Genomic DNA, 16,858 nt, shown 5'->3' with positions numbered 1-16,858 from the left:
CGGTCCGCCCCCACGGCATACCCATCACACCAAAAGCGCGTCGATTCCGGCGCGCCGGTGGGTCATGATGTGAAACCCATCACGCTGTCACCGTGCAGCACTATGAGGAGAGAACGTGCCAACCATTCAGCAGTTGGTTCGCAAGGGTCGCTCGCCCAAGGTCACCAAGACCAAGGCGCCCGCGCTCAAGTCGAACCCGCAGCAGGCCGGGGTCTGCACCCGCGTCTACACCACCACCCCGAAGAAGCCGAACTCGGCGATGCGCAAGGTCGCCCGTGTCAAGCTCCGCAACGGCACCGAGGTCACCGCGTACATCCCCGGTGAGGGCCACAACCTGCAGGAGCACTCGCTGGTGCTCGTCCGCGGCGGTCGTGTGAAGGACCTCCCCGGTGTGCGTTACAAGATCGTCCGCGGCGCCCTGGACACCCAGGCCGTCAAGAACCGTAAGCAGGCTCGTTCCCGCTACGGCGCGAAGAAGGGTTGAGTCAGATGCCTCGTAAGGGTCCCGCCCCCAAGCGCCCCGTCGTCAACGACCCGGTCTACGGCGCGCCGATCGTCACCTCGCTGGTGAACAAGATCCTCGTCGACGGCAAGAAGTCGCTCGCCGAGTCGATCGTCTACGGCGCTCTCCGCGGCGTCGAGGCGAAGAACGGCGGCCAGGACGCCGTCGCCACCCTCAAGAAGGCCCTCGACAACGTGCGCCCGACCCTCGAGGTCCGCAGCCGCCGCGTCGGTGGCTCGACCTACCAGGTGCCGGTCGAGGTCAAGCCGCACCGCGCGAACACCCTCGCGCTGCGCTGGCTCGTGAGCTACGCCAAGGGTCGTCGTGAGAAGACGATGACTGAGCGTCTCCAGAACGAGATCCTCGACGCGTCGAACGGCCTCGGTGCCGCGGTCAAGCGCCGCGAAGACACCCACAAGATGGCCGAGTCGAACCGCGCGTTCGCTCACTACCGCTGGTAACACTCCGACGGGCTCAGGGACCCATCCGCGTTCCTGAGCCCGTCAAAACCCTCCGCGCAGCACCCCTGCACGAAAGATAAGGACACTCCTGTGGCACAAGACGTGCTCACCGACCTGAGCAAGGTCCGCAACATCGGCATCATGGCCCACATCGACGCCGGCAAGACCACGACGACCGAGCGCATCCTGTTCTACACGGGCGTCAACCACAAGCTCGGCGAGACGCACGACGGCGCCTCGACCACCGACTGGATGGAGCAGGAGAAGGAGCGCGGCATCACGATCACGTCTGCCGCCGTGACCTGCTTCTGGAACAAGAACCAGATCAACATCATCGACACCCCCGGGCACGTCGACTTCACCGTCGAGGTGGAGCGGTCGCTCCGCGTGCTCGACGGCGCGGTCGCCGTGTTCGACGGCAAGGAGGGCGTCGAGCCCCAGTCCGAGACGGTGTGGCGTCAGGCCGACAAGTACAACGTCCCGCGCATCTGCTTCGTCAACAAGATGGACAAGCTCGGCGCCGACTTTTACTTCACCGTCGACACCATCGTGAACCGCCTGGGAGCCAAGCCGCTCGTGCTGCAGCTCCCGATCGGCGCCGAGAACGACTTCGTGGGCGTCATCGACCTCATCGAGATGCGCGCGCTGGTCTGGCCCGGCGACGCCAAGGGTGATGTCACCATGGGCGCGTCGTACGAGATCCAGGAGATCCCGGCCGACCTCAAGGACAAGGCCGACGAGTACCGTCAGACCCTGCTCGAGACCGTCGCCGAGACCGACGAGGAGCTTCTCGAGAAGTTCTTCGGCGGCGAGGAGCTCACGGTCGCCGAGATCAAGGGCGCCATCCGCAAGATGGTCGTCGCCTCGGAGATCTACCCCGTGCTCTGCGGCTCGGCGTTCAAGAACCGCGGTGTGCAGCCGATGCTGGACGCCGTCGTCGACTTCCTCCCGTCCCCGCTGGACGTGCCCGCCATCGAGGCGCACGACCCGAAGGACGAGGAGAAGATCATCGAGCGTCACCCCGACGCCAAGGACCCGTTCGCCGCGCTGGCCTTCAAGGTCGCGGTGCACCCCTTCTTCGGTCGCCTCACCTACGTGCGCGTCTACTCGGGCGAGCTCGAGTCGGGTGCCCAGGTCATCAACTCGACCAAGGGCAAGAAGGAGCGCATCGGAAAGATCTTCCAGATGCACGCCAACAAGGAGAACCCGGTCGACAAGCTGACCGCCGGCAACATCTACGCCGTCATCGGTCTGAAGGACACGACGACGGGTGACACGCTGGCAGACATCGCGCAGCCGGTGGTCCTCGAGTCGATGACCTTCCCGGAGCCGGTGATCGAGGTCGCCATCGAGCCGAAGACCAAGGCCGACCAGGAGAAGCTGGGTCTCGCGATCCAGAAGCTCGCTGAGGAGGACCCGACCTTCCGCACCGAGCTCAACCCCGAGACCGGTCAGACGACCATCAAGGGCATGGGCGAGCTGCACCTCGACATCCTCGTCGACCGCATGAAGCGCGAGTTCCGCGTCGAGGCGAACGTCGGAAAGCCCCAGGTGGCCTACCGCGAGACGATCCGCAAGGCCGTCGAGAAGCACGACTACACGCACAAGAAGCAGACCGGTGGATCGGGTCAGTTCGCGAAGATCCAGTTCACCATCGAGCCCCTCGAGCTCGACGGCGAGAAGACCTACGAGTTCGTCAACTCGGTCACCGGTGGTCGCATCCCGCGTGAGTACATCGGCTCGATCGACGCCGGTTTCCAGGATGCGATGAACGTCGGCGTGCTCGCGGGCTACCCGATGGTGGGCGTCAAGGCGACCATCGTCGACGGTGCGGCCCACGACGTCGACTCCTCGGAGATGGCGTTCAAGATCGCGGGCTCCATGGGCTTCAAGGAGGCCGCTCGCCGCGCCAACCCCGTGCTGCTCGAGCCGCTGATGGCCGTCGAGGTCCGTACTCCCGAGGAGTACATGGGCGACGTCATCGGCGACCTGAACTCGCGTCGCGGCCAGATCCAGTCGATGGAGGATGCCGCGGGCGTCAAGGTGGTGCGCGCTTCGGTGCCGCTGTCCGAGATGTTCGGCTACATCGGCGACCTGCGTTCGAAGACCTCCGGTCGTGCCGTCTACTCCATGGAGTTCGACAGCTACGCCGAGGTGCCGCGCGCCGTGGCCGACGAGATCGTCCAGAAGACCAAGGGCGAGTAACCCTTTCGGATGCCGGGTCCCTGAGCTTGTCGAAGGGTCCCGGCATCCGGGGCCCGGAACCTGCCGAAGGGCCGGCTCCCAGGTCACCTACAACTTCACATTCCCTCTCTACTAAACTGAGAATCACACCCGTAGAGAACCGGTCGCAATCCAGTGCCCGGCACCTCTACAACGACGTCCTGAGGAGGACCCAGTGGCTAAGGCCAAGTTCGAGCGGACCAAGCCGCACGTCAACATCGGAACGATCGGTCACGTCGACCACGGCAAGACCACGCTCTCCGCAGCGATCTCGAAGGTGCTTGCTGACAAGTACCCCTCCGACACCAACGTGCAGCGCGACTTCGCTTCCATCGACTCGGCGCCGGAAGAGCGCCAGCGTGGTATCACCATCAACATCTCGCACATCGAGTACGAGACCCCGAAGCGCCACTACGCGCACGTCGACGCTCCCGGCCACGCCGACTACGTCAAGAACATGATCACCGGTGCGGCTCAGATGGACGGCGCGATCCTCGTGGTCGCCGCCACCGACGGCCCGATGGCTCAGACGCGCGAGCACGTGCTGCTCGCCAAGCAGGTCGGCGTCCCCTACCTGCTGGTCGCGCTGAACAAGTCCGACATGGTCGACGACGAGGAGATCCTGGAGCTCGTCGAGCTCGAGGTTCGCGAGCTGCTCTCGAGCCAGGGCTTCGACGGCGACGACGCTCCCGTCGTGCGCGTGTCGGCTCTCAAGGCCCTCGAGGGCGACGAGAAGTGGACCGACGCCATCCTCGAGCTCATGCAGGCCGTCGACGACAGCGTTCCGGACCCCGAGCGCGACCGCGACAAGCCGTTCCTGATGCCCGTCGAGGACGTCTTCACGATCACCGGTCGTGGAACCGTCGTCACGGGTCGTGCCGAGCGTGGCACGCTGGCCATCAACTCCGAGGTCGAGATCGTCGGGCTCCGTCCGACCGTCAAGACCACGGTCACGGGTATCGAGATGTTCCACAAGCAGCTCGACGAGGCCTGGGCCGGCGAGAACTGTGGTCTTCTGCTCCGTGGTACGAAGCGTGAGGACGTCGAGCGCGGTCAGGTCATCGTCAAGCCGGGTTCGGTCACGCCGCACACCGACTTCGAGGGCACCGCGTACATCCTGTCGAAGGACGAGGGTGGACGCCACAACCCCTTCTACACGAACTACCGCCCGCAGTTCTACTTCCGCACCACCGACGTCACCGGCGTCATCTCGCTGCCCGAGGGCACCGAGATGGTCATGCCCGGCGACACCACCGACATGACGGTCGAGCTGATCCAGCCGATCGCCATGGAGGAGGGCCTCGGCTTCGCCATCCGTGAGGGTGGACGCACCGTCGGCGCCGGTACGGTCACGAAGATCGTCAAGTAAGTCCTTCTTACTTCGCACAGGGGTCGGACCTTCGGGTCCGGCCCCTTTGCCGTACCCCCCCGGCCCCGCGCCCGTTTCGCTCAAGGGAGGAACACGCCGGTGCCGCGAGCGATTCACCGGCGTGTTCCTCCCTCGAGCGCGTCGAAATGGCTCTGCACAAGCAAGGCCCATCGATGCGTTCCGCACACGCACCGGCGAATCGTCGGAGAGCGGCGTGCCAGCGGCCTGCGACGAAGACAGCATCGATGGCATGCGCCACCGCTCCGCTCTGCCGAAGGAACTGGGACAGACGTTCGCTCTGTCGGATGCCGCCGACCTCGGTGTCTCCCGCTGGCGTCAGGATTCCGCCGACCTCGCTCGACCGTTCCCGGGAGTCCGCTCCATCGAGGTTCCGCTGAGCTTCCGAGCGGTGGCCGAGTGCTATTCGCGTCGCATCCGGGGAGGTCATCGCTTCTGCGGCGTGACCGCGGCACGGATCTGGGGGCTCCCGGTGCCGTGGCGATGGACGGCGGACGAACCGCTCGAGGTCGCGGTGCCCGAGGACTCCGCGCCGCCGAGCATCCGCGGCGTCCGGGGGCGCCGTCTGCGACACGATCGGGGAGCGCTGATGCGGGTCGCCGGCCTTCCCGTGCTCGATCCGATCGCGACGCTCTTCACATTGGCGCCGCGGTTGACGCCGGTCCAGGCGGCGGTCGTGGTCGATGCGCTGATCACCTCGTCGGATCACTATCCGGGGCTCGATCCGCGCCGCCCCCTCGCCACGCTCCCCGAGATCGCACGGGACATCGCATCGTGGGAGAGATTCGAGGGGATCGCGACGATCCGAGCCGCTCAAGACTGGGCGAGAGCGGGGGTCGACTCTCCCAAGGAGACCGAGACCCGCCTGCTCATCGTCGGCGCGGGGATGCCGGAGCCGGTCGTCCAGTACGAGGTGCGCGACCGCGGCTACAAGGTCGCGACCGTCGACCTCGCGTATCCGCAGTGGAAGATCGCCATGGAGTACGAGGGCGACGGTCACCGCACGGACCGGGATCAATGGCGCGAGGACATCCGTCGACAGCGAGCACTCGAGGAGCTCGGCTGGACCGTCATCCGGCTGACACAGGTCGATCTCGGCCGCGGGCGTGCGAGCTTCCTCGCGCGGCTCGAACGTCTGCTCACCGCGCGATCCGGCCGCTGAAAGGAGGAACACGCCGGTGCCGGGGGCGATTCACCGGCGTGTTGCTCCTCTCAGCGTCGGGACGCGCGGGGCGGGCGCGGGCGGGGGCAGGGCGGGGGCGCGGGGCGCGGGCGCGGACGCGCGGATGGGGGCGGGGGCGGGGACGGGCGGGGGCGGAGCGGGGGAGGAGCGGAGGGTTCCGCGGAGGAGGGTGGAGCGGCACAATGGGGTGGTCGGCGCTCCGCCGGCGAAGACACGATCGAAGGGGACACGAATGGGAATCGATGACGCTGTCAACAAGGGCCGGGATCTGTACGAGCAGAACAAGGACAAGATCGCCGAAGCCGTGAAGAGCGAGCAGGCGGAGGACATCAGCGACAAGGTCCTCGACGGAGTCGCCGACTTCGCCAAGAAGATCGCCCCCGGCGCCGCGGACAAGATCGACGAGATCCGCGACAGCGCCGACAAGGCCGTCGGCAACGAGTAGCATCCGGCGCACGATCACGAGCGGCGGTCCACCGAGGTGGACCGCCGCTTCTGCGTCTGCCGATATTTCGGCCGTCCCGGGCTCGCATCTGGGCGCTCGGACCGCGTATGATGTTCGAGACCGCCTGGGGATCTTGCGGTCGGGGCAGCCGAAGGGGTTCGGCTCCCGAAACACGCGGCTACCGCGTACAAACTGGGGATTAACGATCTTGGGGATCATCGTGCGACGCGCGCACTCGGTGCGCCAAAGCGTCTCCCTGCCTGCGCGGCGGGACTTCCGCCGCGCCCTCGAACGGGGATTCCGGCGTCCCTTCACGCCGGCATCCTCGCGTTCGGTGTGCCCCCTCGCACTGAACGTCCTCCCCAAGCGGGGCGAGGCATGGGGATGCCTCGCCCCGCTCTCACCCGTCGCCTGACGGCCGTGACAGGGCGGATGCCGGAGCGCGACACGCCCGGGTTTGCGGAACCGAAATCGGGCATGGCAGAATAGACAGGTTCGATATTCCGTCCGCGCTGCGCGTGCGATGGATCACTGCCAGGGCAGTGCATAGACGGCGCCTCCTCCGGGACGGTGCAGGGTTCTAGGCCGCGGGTAGCAGAACACATCCCCGACACCTTCTTCCGAGGAGGTTCGCCGTGCGCGGCGGAGGTCGGCATCCGTGCGCCTGACGGTGTGCGGCTGACAGCAGAACAGTGGTGCAGCCCTTCGACGGCTCAGGGACCAGGTCCCCGAGCTCGAGAAGACGAGTGCCGAGGCGTGAACAGCGCCGACGTGCGTCCAATGCCCCAGGGTCACCCGGCCCAGGACGGTAAGACGCTGATAGAGAGAGAGCAGACAATGGCGGGACAGAAGATCCGCATTCGCCTGAAGTCGTATGACCACGAGGTCATCGACACGTCCGCACGCAAGATCGTCGACACCGTGACCCGTGCGGGCGCGACCGTCGTCGGCCCCGTGCCCCTTCCGACCGAGAAGAACGTCGTGTGCGTCATCCGGTCGCCGCACAAGTACAAGGACAGCCGCGAGCACTTCGAGATGCGCACCCACAAGCGCCTGATCGACATCGTCGACCCGACGCCCAAGGCCGTCGACTCGCTGATGCGCCTCGACCTGCCCGCCGATGTCAACATCGAGATCAAGCTCTGAGGTTCGACATGGCTGACATCAACACCAAGGTTTCCAAGGGCATGCTCGGCACCAAGCTCGGCATGACCCAGGTCTGGAACGAGAACGGCAAGCTCGTTCCCGTCACCGTCATCGAGCTCGCTCCGAACGTCGTCACGCAGGTCCGCACCCCCGAGAAGGACGGCTACAACGCCGTGCAGATCGCGTACGGGCAGATCGACCCCCGCAAGGTGAACAAGCCCCTCACGGCTCACTTCGAGGCCGCCGGCGTCACGCCGCGCCGTCACGTCACCGAGATCCGCACCGCGGATGCCGGCGACTACACCCTGGGCCAGGAGCTCACGGTCGACGGCACCTTCGAGGCCGGCCAGCTCGTCGACGTCGTCGGCACGAGCAAGGGCAAGGGCACCGCCGGTGTCATGAAGCGCCACAACTTCAAGGGCGTCTCGGCTTCGCATGGTGCGCACCGCAACCACCGCAAGCCCGGCTCCATCGGCGCATCGTCGACCCCGAGCCGCGTCTTCAAGGGCATGCGCATGGCCGGCCGTATGGGCGGCGAGCGCGTGACCGTCCTCAACCTCACGGTGCACGCCATCGACATCGAGAAGGGACTCATGCTCGTCAAGGGCGCCGTCCCCGGTGCTCGTGGCCGCATCGTCTACGTCCGCAACGCAGTGAAGGGTGCCTGATCATGGCTGACTCCACTCTCGCGCTCGACGTCCTCAAGGCAGACGGCAAGAAGGCCGGCTCGATCGAGCTCCCCGCCGCTCTGTTCGACGTCAAGACGAACATCCCGCTCATCCACCAGGTCGTCGTCGCGCAGCTCGCGGCGGCTCGCCAGGGCACCCACTCGACCAAGCGTCGTGGCGAGGTCTCCGGCGCCGGCCGCAAGCCCTTCAAGCAGAAGGGCACGGGTAACGCCCGTCAGGGCTCGATCCGCGCGCCGCACATGACCGGCGGTGGCATCGTCCACGGCCCGAAGCCGCGCGACTACTCGCAGCGCACCCCGAAGAAGATGATCGCGGCCGCCCTGCTGGGCGCGCTGAGCGACCGCTTCCGCGGCGACCGTCTGCACGCCATCGACACGTTCGGCACCGACGGCGCTCCGTCGACCAAGGCCGCCGCGGGCTTCCTCGCGCAGGTCGCCACGTCGAAGAACGTCCTCGTGGTCATCGAGCGGAACGACGAGCTCGCGCTCAAGAGCATCCGCAACCTCGGCCACGTCCACGTGCTGACGTTCGACCAGCTCAACGCCTACGACGTGCTCGTCTCCGACGACATCGTCTTCACCCAGGCCGCTCTCGAGGGCTTCATCGCCTCGAAGTCCGCCGCTGACCAGGAGGTCTCCGCATGAGCGAGCAGGCATCTGTTCTCCAGACGGCCCTGAACAAGGACCCGCGCGACATCATCCTGAAGCCGGTCGTGTCCGAGAAGAGCTACGGTCTGATCGACGAGGGCAAGTACACCTTCCTCGTCGACCCGCGCGCTTCGAAGACCGAGATCAAGCTCGCCATCGAGAAGATCTTCGGCGTCAAGGTCGCGGGCGTCAACACCCTCAACCGCGCCGGCAAGGCGCGTCGCACCCGCTTCGGCACCGGCAAGCGCAAGGACACCAAGCGCGCCATCGTCACCCTGAAGTCGGGCACCATCGACATCTTCACGGCAATCGGCTGATCCGGGGGATAAGGACAATCATGGCTATTCGCAAGTACAAGCCCACGACCCCGGGCCGTCGCGGCTCGTCGGTGGCTGACTTCGCCGAGATCACCCGATCGACGCCGGAGAAGTCGCTGCTGCGCCCGCTCGCCAAGACCGGTGGTCGCAACAACCAGGGCCGCATCACGACCCGTCACATCGGTGGTGGACACAAGCGCCAGTACCGCGTCATCGACTTCCGTCGCAATGACAAGGACGGCGTCAACGCCCGTGTCGCGCACATCGAGTACGACCCCAACCGCACCGCGCGCATCGCGCTGCTGCACTACTTCGACGGCGAGAAGCGCTACATCCTCGCGCCGGCGAAGCTCAAGCAGGGCGATGTCGTCGAGTCGGGCGCCGGGGCCGACATCAAGCCGGGGAACAACCTCCCGCTGAAGAACATCCCGACGGGTACCGTCATCCACGCGATCGAGCTCCGCCCCGGCGGCGGCGCGAAGATGGCGCGTTCGGCCGGTGCATCCGTCCGTCTCGTCGCCAAGGACGGCCCCTACGCCCAGCTGCGTCTCCCCTCGGGCGAGATCCGCAACGTCGATGCGCGCTGCCGCGCGACGATCGGCGAGGTCGGCAACGCCGAGCAGTCGAACATCAACTGGGGCAAGGCCGGCCGTATGCGCTGGAAGGGCGTCCGCCCGACCGTCCGCGGTGTCGCGATGAACCCGGTCGACCACCCGCACGGTGGTGGTGAGGGCAAGACGTCCGGTGGTCGTCACCCCGTCACCCCCTGGGGTCAGGCTGAGGGTCGCACCCGACACGCCAACAAGGAAAGCGACAAGTACATCGTGCGTCGTCGTAACGCCGGCAAGAAGCGCAAGTAGGAGTAAGAGAAGATGCCTCGCAGTCTCAAGAAGGGCCCCTTCGTCGACGAGCACCTGCTTCGCAAGGTGGTCGTGCAGAACGAAGCCGGCACGAAGAACGTCATCAAGACCTGGTCCCGCCGGTCCATGATCATCCCGGCCATGCTGGGTCACACGATCGCGGTCCACGACGGACGCAAGCACATCCCCGTGTTCGTGTCCGAGACCATGGTCGGTCACAAGCTGGGCGAGTTCGCGCCCACCCGCACCTTCCGCGGCCACGAGAAGGACGACAAGAAGGGCCGTCGCCGCTGACGCGGGGACGATAGAGGAGAGAGAAATGGTGGAGTCCATCGCACGCGTGCGACACATCCGCGTGACCCCTCAGAAGGCTCGTCGTGTCGTCGCGCTCATCAAGGGCAAGCAGGCCCAGGAGGCTCTGGCGATCCTGAAGTTCGCCCAGCAGTCCGCCAGTGAGCCGATCTACAAGCTTGTCGCGTCGGCCATGGCCAACGCGCAGGTCAAGGCGGATCGTGACGGCGAGTACCTCGACGAGCAGGACCTGTACGTGAAGAACGCGTACGTGGACGAGGGCACGACGCTCAAGCGTTTCCAGCCCCGTGCACAGGGTCGCGCTTTCCAGATCAAGAAGCGCACGAGCCACATCACGGTCGTGCTCTCGACGCCGGAGGCGGCTCCGGTCGCCGCGGGCGACGCTTCGACAAGCTCAGCGACCAGGAAGAAGGCGAGCAAGTAATGGGCCAGAAGGTAAACCCGTACGGCTTCCGCCTCGGCATCACGACGGACCACGTCTCGCGCTGGTTCTCGGATTCGACGAAGCCGGGTCAGCGCTACGCCGACTACGTGGCCGAGGACATCAAGATCCGTCGTCTGCTGCAGACGCAGCTCGACCGCGCCGGCGTCTCGAACATCGAGATCGAGCGCACCCGTGACCGCGTCCGCGTCGACATCCACACCGCCCGTCCGGGCATCGTGATCGGTCGTCGCGGCGCCGAGGCCGAGCGCATCCGCGGCGACCTCGAGAAGCTCACCGGCAAGCAGATCCAGCTGAACATCCTCGAGGTCAAGAACCCCGAGGCCGACGCTCAGCTCGTCGCGCAGGGCATCGCCGAGCAGCTCTCTGCTCGTGTGGCGTTCCGTCGCGCGATGCGCAAGGGCCTGCAGGGCGCTCAGCGCGCCGGTGCCAAGGGCATCCGCATCCAGGTCTCCGGCCGCCTCGGCGGCGCCGAGATGAGCCGCTCGGAGTTCTACCGCGAGGGTCGTGTGCCGCTGCACACGCTGCGCGCGAACATCGACTACGGCTTCTACGAGGCGAAGACCACCTTCGGCCGCATCGGCGTGAAGGTCTGGATCTACAAGGGCGACCTGACCAACAAGGAGCTTGCTCGCGAGCAGGCCAACGCACCGAAGTCCCGTCGTGACGACCGTGGTGGCGACCGCCGCCGCGCGCCGCGCAACGAGGCTCCCGTCGCAGAAGGAGCGTCTGCCTGATGCTTATCCCCCGCAAGGTCAAGTACCGCAAGCAGCACCACCCCAAGCGTGACGGCCAGGCCACCGGCGGCACGAAGGTCTCCTTCGGCGAGTTCGGCATCCAGGCGCTGACCCCCGCGTACGTGACGAACCGTCAGATCGAGTCCGCTCGTATCGCGATGACCCGTCACATCAAGCGCGGTGGAAAGGTGTGGATCAACATCTACCCCGACCGTCCGCTCACGAAGAAGCCCGCCGAGACCCGCATGGGTTCGGGTAAGGGCTCGCCCGAGTGGTGGGTCGCCAACGTCAAGCCGGGTCGCGTCCTCTTCGAGGTCGCCGGCGTGAGCGAGGAGCTCGCTCGCGAGGCACTGACCCGTGCAATCCACAAGCTGCCGCTGAAGGCACGCATCATCAAGCGCGAGGAGGGCGACGCGTAATGGCGATCGGCACCAAGGAGCTCGCTCCGGCAGAGCTCGACACGTTCGAAGACCAGCGCCTCGTCGAGGAGCTGCGCAAGGCCAAGGAGGAGCTGTTCAACCTCCGTTTCCAGTCGGCCACCGGCCAGCTGGAGAGCCACGGCCGCATCCGCGCCGTCAAGCGCGACATCGCGCGTCTCTACACCGTGATCCGCGAGCGCGAGCTGGGCATCCGTGCGACGCCCGCTCCGGTCGAGGCTCCGGCGAAGAAGGCGACCAAGTCGAAGGCGAAGAAGGCGGATGCCGCCGACGACGCCGTAAAGGAAGAGGCTGAGTGATGGCCACCAAGAAGGAAGCAGCCGTCGAGGCTGAGCACGCCGCTCACGACGTGCGCGACGCGGATGCCCGTGGGTACCGCAAGTCGCGTCGTGGCTACGTGGTCAGCGACAAGATGGACAAGACCATCGTGGTCGAGGTCGAGGACCGCGTGAAGCACCCGCTTTACGGCAAGGTCATCCGCCGCACCTCGAAGGTCAAGGCGCACGATGAGGCGAACACCGCCGGCATCGGCGACCTGGTCCTGATCAACGAGACCCGCCCGCTCAGCGCCACGAAGCGCTGGCGTCTGGTGGAGATTCTGGAGAAGGCCAAGTGATCCAGCAGGAGTCCCGCCTCAAGGTCGCCGACAACACCGGCGCGAAGGAGCTGCTCACCATCCGCGTCCTCGGCGGCTCGCGCCGCCGTTACGCCGGTCTCGGTGACACCATCGTCGCGACCGTCAAGGACGCGATCCCCGGCGGCAACGTGAAGAAGGGCGACGTCGTCAAGGCGGTCATCGTCCGCACCAAGAAGGAGACGCGCCGTCCCGACGGCTCGTACATCAAGTTCGACGAGAACGCCGCCGTCATCCTGAAGAACGACGGGGAGCCCCGCGGCACCCGCATCTTCGGGCCGGTCGGCCGTGAGCTTCGCGACAAGAAGTTCATGAAGATCGTCTCGCTCGCGCCGGAGGTCATCTAATCATGGCGAAGATCAAGAAGGGTGACCTGGTCCAGGTCATCACCGGAGCCACGCAGGAGCGCGGCGGCGACCGCGGCAAGCAGGGCAAGGTCCTCGAGGTCCTCGCCGAGAAGAACCGCGTCATCGTCGAAGGCGTCAACTACGTCACCAAGCACACGCGCGTCGGTCAGACGCAGCGTGGCACGAAGACCGGTGGCCTCGAGACCGTCGAGGCCTCCATCCACATCTCGAACGTCGCACTCGTCGACCCCTCGACCAAGAAGCCGACCAAGGTCGGTCACCGGGTCGAGGAGCAGACCAAGGACGGCGTGAAGCGCACCGTCCGCGTGCGCTACGCGAAGAAGAGCGGTAAGGACCTCTGATGAGCACCGACACTGCCGCGCCGGCTGGCAAGATCCAGCCGCGCCTGAAGCAGAAGTACAACAGCGAGATCAAGAAGGCTCTGCAGGACGAGTTCGGCTACGCCAACGTCATGCAGATCCCCGGTCTGGTCAAGGTCGTCGTGAACACCGGTGTCGGCGAGGCAGCTCGCGACAGCAAGGTGATCGACGGCGCGGTCGACGATCTGACGAAGATCACCGGCCAGAAGCCGATCGTCACGAAGGCCCGCAAGTCCATCGCGCAGTTCAAGCTGCGCGAGGGCCAGGCCATCGGTGCGCACGTCACCCTGCGCGGCGACCGCGCCTGGGAGTTCGTCGACCGTCTGGTCTCGCTCGCACTGCCCCGCATCCGCGACTTCCGCGGACTGTCGGCCAAGCAGTTCGACGGCAACGGCAACTACACCTTCGGTCTCCAGGAGCAGAGCGTGTTCCACGAGATCGACCAGGACAAGATCGACCGGGTTCGCGGTTTCGACATCACCGTCGTCACCACCGCGAAGACGGATGACGAGGGCCGGGCTCTGCTCCGTCACCTCGGCTTCCCGTTCCGCTCGGACGACGCCCAGGCGTGATCCCTCGACAGGCTCAGGGACCCATGGGTCGCTCGTCGGCCCCGCTGGGTTGCTGAGCCTGTCGAAGCGCGCGTCGCTGTGCATTTACAATTGAAGATTGTGGCTCTTCCGAGCCGTCGCTCATCGCAGGCCGTCTGTCGTGTAACGGCAGCCGGAACCTCATGAACAAAGGAAAAACACAATGACAATGACAGACCCGGTCGCAGATCTGCTGACCCGTCTGCGCAACGCGAACTCGGCGCATCACGACTCCGTGACCCTGCCGTCGAGCAAGCTCAAGACGCACATCGCCGAGATCCTCCAGCAGGAGGGCTACATCGCGGGGTGGGAGGTCTCCGACGCACGCGTCGGCAAGAACCTCACGCTGTCGCTGAAGTACGGCCCGAACCGCGAGCGCTCGATCGCCGGCATCAAGCGCGTCTCGAAGCCCGGTCTCCGCGTGTACGCGAAGTCCACCGAGCTTCCCAAGGTCCTCGGCGGTCTCGGCGTGGCCATCCTGTCCACCTCCTCCGGTCTTCTCACCGACCGTCAGGCTGAGCAGAAGGGCGTGGGCGGAGAAGTTCTCGCCTACGTGTGGTGATCCGAAATGTCGCGTATCGGACGACTTCCCATCGACGTTCCTGCGGGCGTGACCGTCTCGGTCGACGGCCGGCAGGTCGCGGTGAAGGGCCCCAAGGGTGAGCTCACCCTGACGGTGGCCAGCCCCATCGAGGTCACGGTCGAGGAGAACCAGGTTCTCGTCACCCGCCCCGACGACGAGCGCGAGTCGCGGTCGCTCCACGGCCTGACCCGCACTCTCATCAGCAACAACATCATCGGCGTGACCCAGGGATACACCAAGGGTCTCGAGGTCGTCGGCACCGGTTACCGCGTGCAGCAGAAGGGCAGCTCGGTCGAGTTCGCCCTCGGCTTCTCGCACCCGGTCCTGATCGACCCGCCCGCCGGGATCACGCTCACGGTCGAGGGCACCAACAAGCTCACCGTCAGCGGGATCGACAAGCAGGCTGTCGGAGAGGCAGCTGCCAACATCCGCAAGATCCGCAAGCCCGAGCCGTACAAGGGCAAGGGTGTGCGCTACGCCGGCGAGAACGTGCGTCGCAAGGCCGGAAAGAGTGGTAAGTAACCATGGCTCTCAAGTCAAAGTCCGACGCCCGCGCGCGTCGTCATGCCCGCCTTCGCAAGAAGGTCGTGGGCACCGAGGTGCGTCCGCGCCTCGTCGTCAACCGTTCGGCTCGCCACGTCTTCGTGCAGCTTGTCGACGACAGCAAGGGTCACACCGTGGCGTCGGCTTCGACGCTCGAGACCGACCTGCGTTCGCTCGAGGGTGACAAGACCGCCAAGGCACGCAAGGTCGGCGAGCTCCTCGCCGAGCGCGCGAAGGCCGCCGGCGTTTCCGAGGCAGTGTTCGACCGTGGCGGCAACCGCTACGCGGGTCGTGTCGCCGCCATCGCCGACGGCGCCCGCGAAGGGGGTCTGGCACTGTGAGTGACAACAAGGAGAACGAAGTGACCGAAGCGGCTGCTGCCACTTCCGAGACCGCGGCCGGCACCACGCAGTCCGAGCCGTCTCGCGACCAGCGCGACGGCCGCCGCGGCGGCCGTGGCGACCGCAACCAGGGCGGCCGCGACCGCAACTCGCGCGACCGTGGCGACAACCAGTTCCTGGAGCGCGTCGTCACCATCAACCGCGTCTCGAAGGTCGTGAAGGGTGGTCGTCGCTTCAGCTTCACCGCTCTCGTGGTCGTCGGCGACGGCAACGGCCTGGTGGGCGTCGGCTACGGCAAGGCGCGTGAGGTCCCGCTGGCGATCTCGAAGGGCGTCGAAGAGGCCAAGCGCAACTTCTTCCGCGTGCCGCGCGTCGCGAGCACCATCCCGCACCCCGTGCAGGGTGAGGCCGCGGCCGGCGTCGTGCTGCTGCGTCCCGCCGCCGCCGGTACCGGTGTCATCGCCGGTGGTCCGGTCCGCGCCGTGCTCGAGTGCGCCGGCATCCACGACGTCCTGTCGAAGTCGCTCGGCTCATCGAACACGATCAACATCGTGCACGCGACCGTCGCCGCCCTGAAGCAGCTCGAGGAGCCTCGCGCGGTCGCCGCGCGTCGTGGCCTGGAGTTCGACCAGGTCGCTCCGGCGCGTCTCGTCCGTGCGGAGGCCGACGCCATCGCCGCACAGAAGGTAGGTGCCTGATGGCTGCACGCCTCAAGGTCACGCAGATCAAGTCCAAGGTGAGCGAGAAGCAGAACCAGCGCGACACGCTGCGCAGCCTCGGTCTCAAGCGCATCGGTGACAGCACCGTGCGCCCCGACGACGCGCAGACGCGCGGCTACGTCAAGACCGTCGCCCACCTCGTCAAGGTTGAGGAGATCGACTAATGGCTGAGAAGAACGAGGCCGAGAAGGCCCCGAAGAAGGCTGCCGCTCCCAAGGCCGCCGAGAAGACGAGCGAGAAGAAGACGGCGGAGAAGAAGCCGGCAGCGAAGAAGGCAGCGGCTACGTCCGCCGCCGCCGACGCCAAGGCCGACACCGCCGCCAAGAAGCCCGCCGCCAAGAAGGCCGCGCCGAAGGCGGATGCTCCGGCATCCCGCCCGGGCGTGCTCAAGGTGCACCACCTGCGTCCGGTCCCCGGATCCAACACCGCGAAGACCCGTGTCGGTCGCGGTGAGGGGTCGAAGGGCAAGACGGCCGGTCGCGGCACCAAGGGCACGAAGGCCCGCAACACCGTTCGCGTGGGCTTCGAGGGTGGGCAGATGCCGCTGCACATGCGCACCCCGAAGCTTCGCGGGTTCAAGAACCCGTTCCGCGTCGAGTACCAGGTCGTGAACCTGGAGAAGCTCGCCGAGCTGTACCCGAGCGGGGGAGACGTCACCGTCACCGACCTCGTCGCCAAGGGTGCCGTTCGCAAGAACGAGAAGGTCAAGGTTCTCGGAAACGGCGACATCGCCGTCAAGCTCACCGTCTCGGTCGACAAGGTCTCGGGTTCCGCCGAGCAGAAGATCGTGGCTGCGGGCGGTTCCGTCAAGTAACCACTGCGTGAGAGGGGTCGGAGATTCTCCGGCCCCTCTCGGCAATCCGGGACCGGGGCCGTGGGTTACCCTGGTCTTTCAGCCGTCCTTAGGGAACCGGCCAGCCTTTCAGGAGGAAC

General features: G+C 66.5%; 26 protein-coding genes. All 26 read left to right on the top strand.

What is annotated here, in order from left to right; all coding sequences use genetic code 11:
* Positions 1–115: 115 nt before the first annotated feature.
* The 26 genes from rpsL to rplO all read left to right on the top strand — a co-directional run bounded on the left by rpsL (position 116) and on the right by rplO (position 16,739).
* Positions 116–484: a 30S ribosomal protein S12 gene (gene rpsL / locus AB3M90_RS14610; protein WP_017201609.1), complete on the top strand. Its 369-nt coding sequence runs from the start codon at positions 116–118 to the stop codon at positions 482–484.
* A 5-nt stretch (positions 485–489) separates the two neighbouring features.
* The gene (rpsG, locus tag AB3M90_RS14605) at positions 490–963 is read left to right on the top strand and encodes a 30S ribosomal protein S7 (RefSeq protein ID WP_116635676.1); all 474 of its coding nucleotides are present in this window, start codon (positions 490–492) and stop codon (positions 961–963) included.
* Between the two features lie 90 nt (positions 964–1,053).
* Positions 1,054–3,168 carry an elongation factor G gene (gene fusA, locus AB3M90_RS14600; RefSeq protein WP_412953203.1) on the top strand — a complete coding sequence of 705 codons (2,115 nt, stop codon included), beginning with the start codon at positions 1,054–1,056 and terminating at the stop codon, positions 3,166–3,168.
* A gap of 193 nt (positions 3,169–3,361) precedes the next feature.
* Positions 3,362–4,555 carry an elongation factor Tu gene (gene tuf, locus AB3M90_RS14595; protein ID WP_412953200.1) on the top strand — a complete coding sequence of 398 codons (1,194 nt, stop codon included), beginning with the start codon at positions 3,362–3,364 and terminating at the stop codon, positions 4,553–4,555.
* Positions 4,556–4,805: 250 nt separating this feature from the next.
* Complete coding sequence (locus AB3M90_RS14590; RefSeq protein ID WP_412953198.1) at positions 4,806–5,735, top strand: hypothetical protein; 930 nt, start codon at positions 4,806–4,808, stop codon at positions 5,733–5,735.
* Between the two features lie 253 nt (positions 5,736–5,988).
* Positions 5,989–6,201: a hypothetical protein gene (locus AB3M90_RS14585; protein ID WP_412953195.1), complete on the top strand. Its 213-nt coding sequence runs from the start codon at positions 5,989–5,991 to the stop codon at positions 6,199–6,201.
* A gap of 837 nt (positions 6,202–7,038) precedes the next feature.
* Complete coding sequence (rpsJ, locus tag AB3M90_RS14580; RefSeq protein ID WP_017201594.1) at positions 7,039–7,347, top strand: 30S ribosomal protein S10; 309 nt, start codon at positions 7,039–7,041, stop codon at positions 7,345–7,347.
* An 8-nt stretch (positions 7,348–7,355) separates the two neighbouring features.
* Entirely contained in the window at positions 7,356–8,015 is a 660-nt protein-coding gene (gene rplC / locus AB3M90_RS14575) for a 50S ribosomal protein L3 (RefSeq protein ID WP_412953193.1), read from the top strand.
* A gap of 2 nt (positions 8,016–8,017) precedes the next feature.
* Positions 8,018–8,680: a 50S ribosomal protein L4 gene (gene rplD, locus AB3M90_RS14570; protein ID WP_412953190.1), complete on the top strand. Its 663-nt coding sequence runs from the start codon at positions 8,018–8,020 to the stop codon at positions 8,678–8,680.
* On the top strand, positions 8,677–9,000 hold the full coding sequence (gene rplW, locus AB3M90_RS14565; protein ID WP_412953188.1) for a 50S ribosomal protein L23: 324 nt from the start codon (positions 8,677–8,679) through the stop codon (positions 8,998–9,000). The genes rplD and rplW overlap by 4 nt, the downstream gene beginning before the upstream one ends.
* Positions 9,001–9,020: 20 nt before the next feature.
* Complete coding sequence (gene rplB / locus AB3M90_RS14560) at positions 9,021–9,860, top strand: 50S ribosomal protein L2 (RefSeq protein ID WP_412953185.1); 840 nt, start codon at positions 9,021–9,023, stop codon at positions 9,858–9,860.
* 12 nt (positions 9,861–9,872) lie between these two features.
* On the top strand, positions 9,873–10,154 hold the full coding sequence (rpsS, locus tag AB3M90_RS14555) for a 30S ribosomal protein S19 (RefSeq protein WP_017201589.1): 282 nt from the start codon (positions 9,873–9,875) through the stop codon (positions 10,152–10,154).
* 25 nt (positions 10,155–10,179) lie between these two features.
* Positions 10,180–10,596: a 50S ribosomal protein L22 gene (rplV, locus tag AB3M90_RS14550; RefSeq protein ID WP_412953182.1), complete on the top strand. Its 417-nt coding sequence runs from the start codon at positions 10,180–10,182 to the stop codon at positions 10,594–10,596.
* On the top strand, positions 10,596–11,351 hold the full coding sequence (rpsC, locus tag AB3M90_RS14545) for a 30S ribosomal protein S3 (protein WP_050722499.1): 756 nt from the start codon (positions 10,596–10,598) through the stop codon (positions 11,349–11,351). The genes rplV and rpsC overlap by 1 nt, the downstream gene beginning before the upstream one ends.
* A complete protein-coding gene (rplP, locus tag AB3M90_RS14540) occupies positions 11,351–11,770 on the top strand; it encodes a 50S ribosomal protein L16 (protein ID WP_412953179.1) in 420 nt (139 codons plus the stop codon). Before rpsC ends, rplP begins: the two co-directional genes overlap by 1 nt.
* A complete protein-coding gene (rpmC, locus tag AB3M90_RS14535; RefSeq protein ID WP_067121112.1) occupies positions 11,770–12,087 on the top strand; it encodes a 50S ribosomal protein L29 in 318 nt (105 codons plus the stop codon). Before rplP ends, rpmC begins: the two co-directional genes overlap by 1 nt.
* Positions 12,087–12,404 (top strand): 30S ribosomal protein S17, encoded by a 318-nt coding sequence (rpsQ, locus tag AB3M90_RS14530; RefSeq protein ID WP_247625175.1) that lies wholly within the window; start codon positions 12,087–12,089, stop codon positions 12,402–12,404. The genes rpmC and rpsQ overlap by 1 nt, the downstream gene beginning before the upstream one ends.
* The gene (gene rplN / locus AB3M90_RS14525) at positions 12,401–12,769 is read left to right on the top strand and encodes a 50S ribosomal protein L14 (protein ID WP_025102399.1); all 369 of its coding nucleotides are present in this window, start codon (positions 12,401–12,403) and stop codon (positions 12,767–12,769) included. The genes rpsQ and rplN overlap by 4 nt, the downstream gene beginning before the upstream one ends.
* A 2-nt stretch (positions 12,770–12,771) precedes the next feature.
* Positions 12,772–13,131 carry a 50S ribosomal protein L24 gene (gene rplX / locus AB3M90_RS14520; RefSeq protein WP_067121114.1) on the top strand — a complete coding sequence of 120 codons (360 nt, stop codon included), beginning with the start codon at positions 12,772–12,774 and terminating at the stop codon, positions 13,129–13,131.
* Positions 13,131–13,721, top strand: a complete 591-nt coding sequence (gene rplE, locus AB3M90_RS14515) for a 50S ribosomal protein L5 (RefSeq protein ID WP_412953176.1) — start codon at positions 13,131–13,133, stop codon at positions 13,719–13,721. Before rplX ends, rplE begins: the two co-directional genes overlap by 1 nt.
* A 181-nt stretch (positions 13,722–13,902) precedes the next feature.
* On the top strand, positions 13,903–14,301 hold the full coding sequence (gene rpsH / locus AB3M90_RS14510) for a 30S ribosomal protein S8 (RefSeq protein WP_412953174.1): 399 nt from the start codon (positions 13,903–13,905) through the stop codon (positions 14,299–14,301).
* Between the two features lie 6 nt (positions 14,302–14,307).
* Entirely contained in the window at positions 14,308–14,844 is a 537-nt protein-coding gene (gene rplF, locus AB3M90_RS14505; RefSeq protein WP_412953171.1) for a 50S ribosomal protein L6, read from the top strand.
* 2 nt (positions 14,845–14,846) lie between these two features.
* Positions 14,847–15,206, top strand: coding sequence for a 50S ribosomal protein L18 (rplR, locus tag AB3M90_RS14500; RefSeq protein ID WP_029260926.1), 360 nt, complete (start codon positions 14,847–14,849; stop codon positions 15,204–15,206).
* Entirely contained in the window at positions 15,203–15,904 is a 702-nt protein-coding gene (gene rpsE, locus AB3M90_RS14495) for a 30S ribosomal protein S5 (RefSeq protein WP_412953169.1), read from the top strand. The genes rplR and rpsE overlap by 4 nt, the downstream gene beginning before the upstream one ends.
* The gene (gene rpmD / locus AB3M90_RS14490; RefSeq protein WP_067121122.1) at positions 15,904–16,089 is read left to right on the top strand and encodes a 50S ribosomal protein L30; all 186 of its coding nucleotides are present in this window, start codon (positions 15,904–15,906) and stop codon (positions 16,087–16,089) included. The genes rpsE and rpmD overlap by 1 nt, the downstream gene beginning before the upstream one ends.
* Entirely contained in the window at positions 16,089–16,739 is a 651-nt protein-coding gene (gene rplO / locus AB3M90_RS14485) for a 50S ribosomal protein L15 (protein WP_412953166.1), read from the top strand. Before rpmD ends, rplO begins: the two co-directional genes overlap by 1 nt.
* Positions 16,740–16,858: the final 119 nt, after the last annotated feature.

It is taken from the genome of Microbacterium martis (genome assembly GCF_047246685.1).
GTDB lineage: Bacteria > Actinomycetota > Actinomycetes > Actinomycetales > Microbacteriaceae > Microbacterium.
The sequence above is the reverse complement of the archived record's forward strand: the minus strand, read 5'-3'. Positions and strand labels throughout refer to the sequence as shown.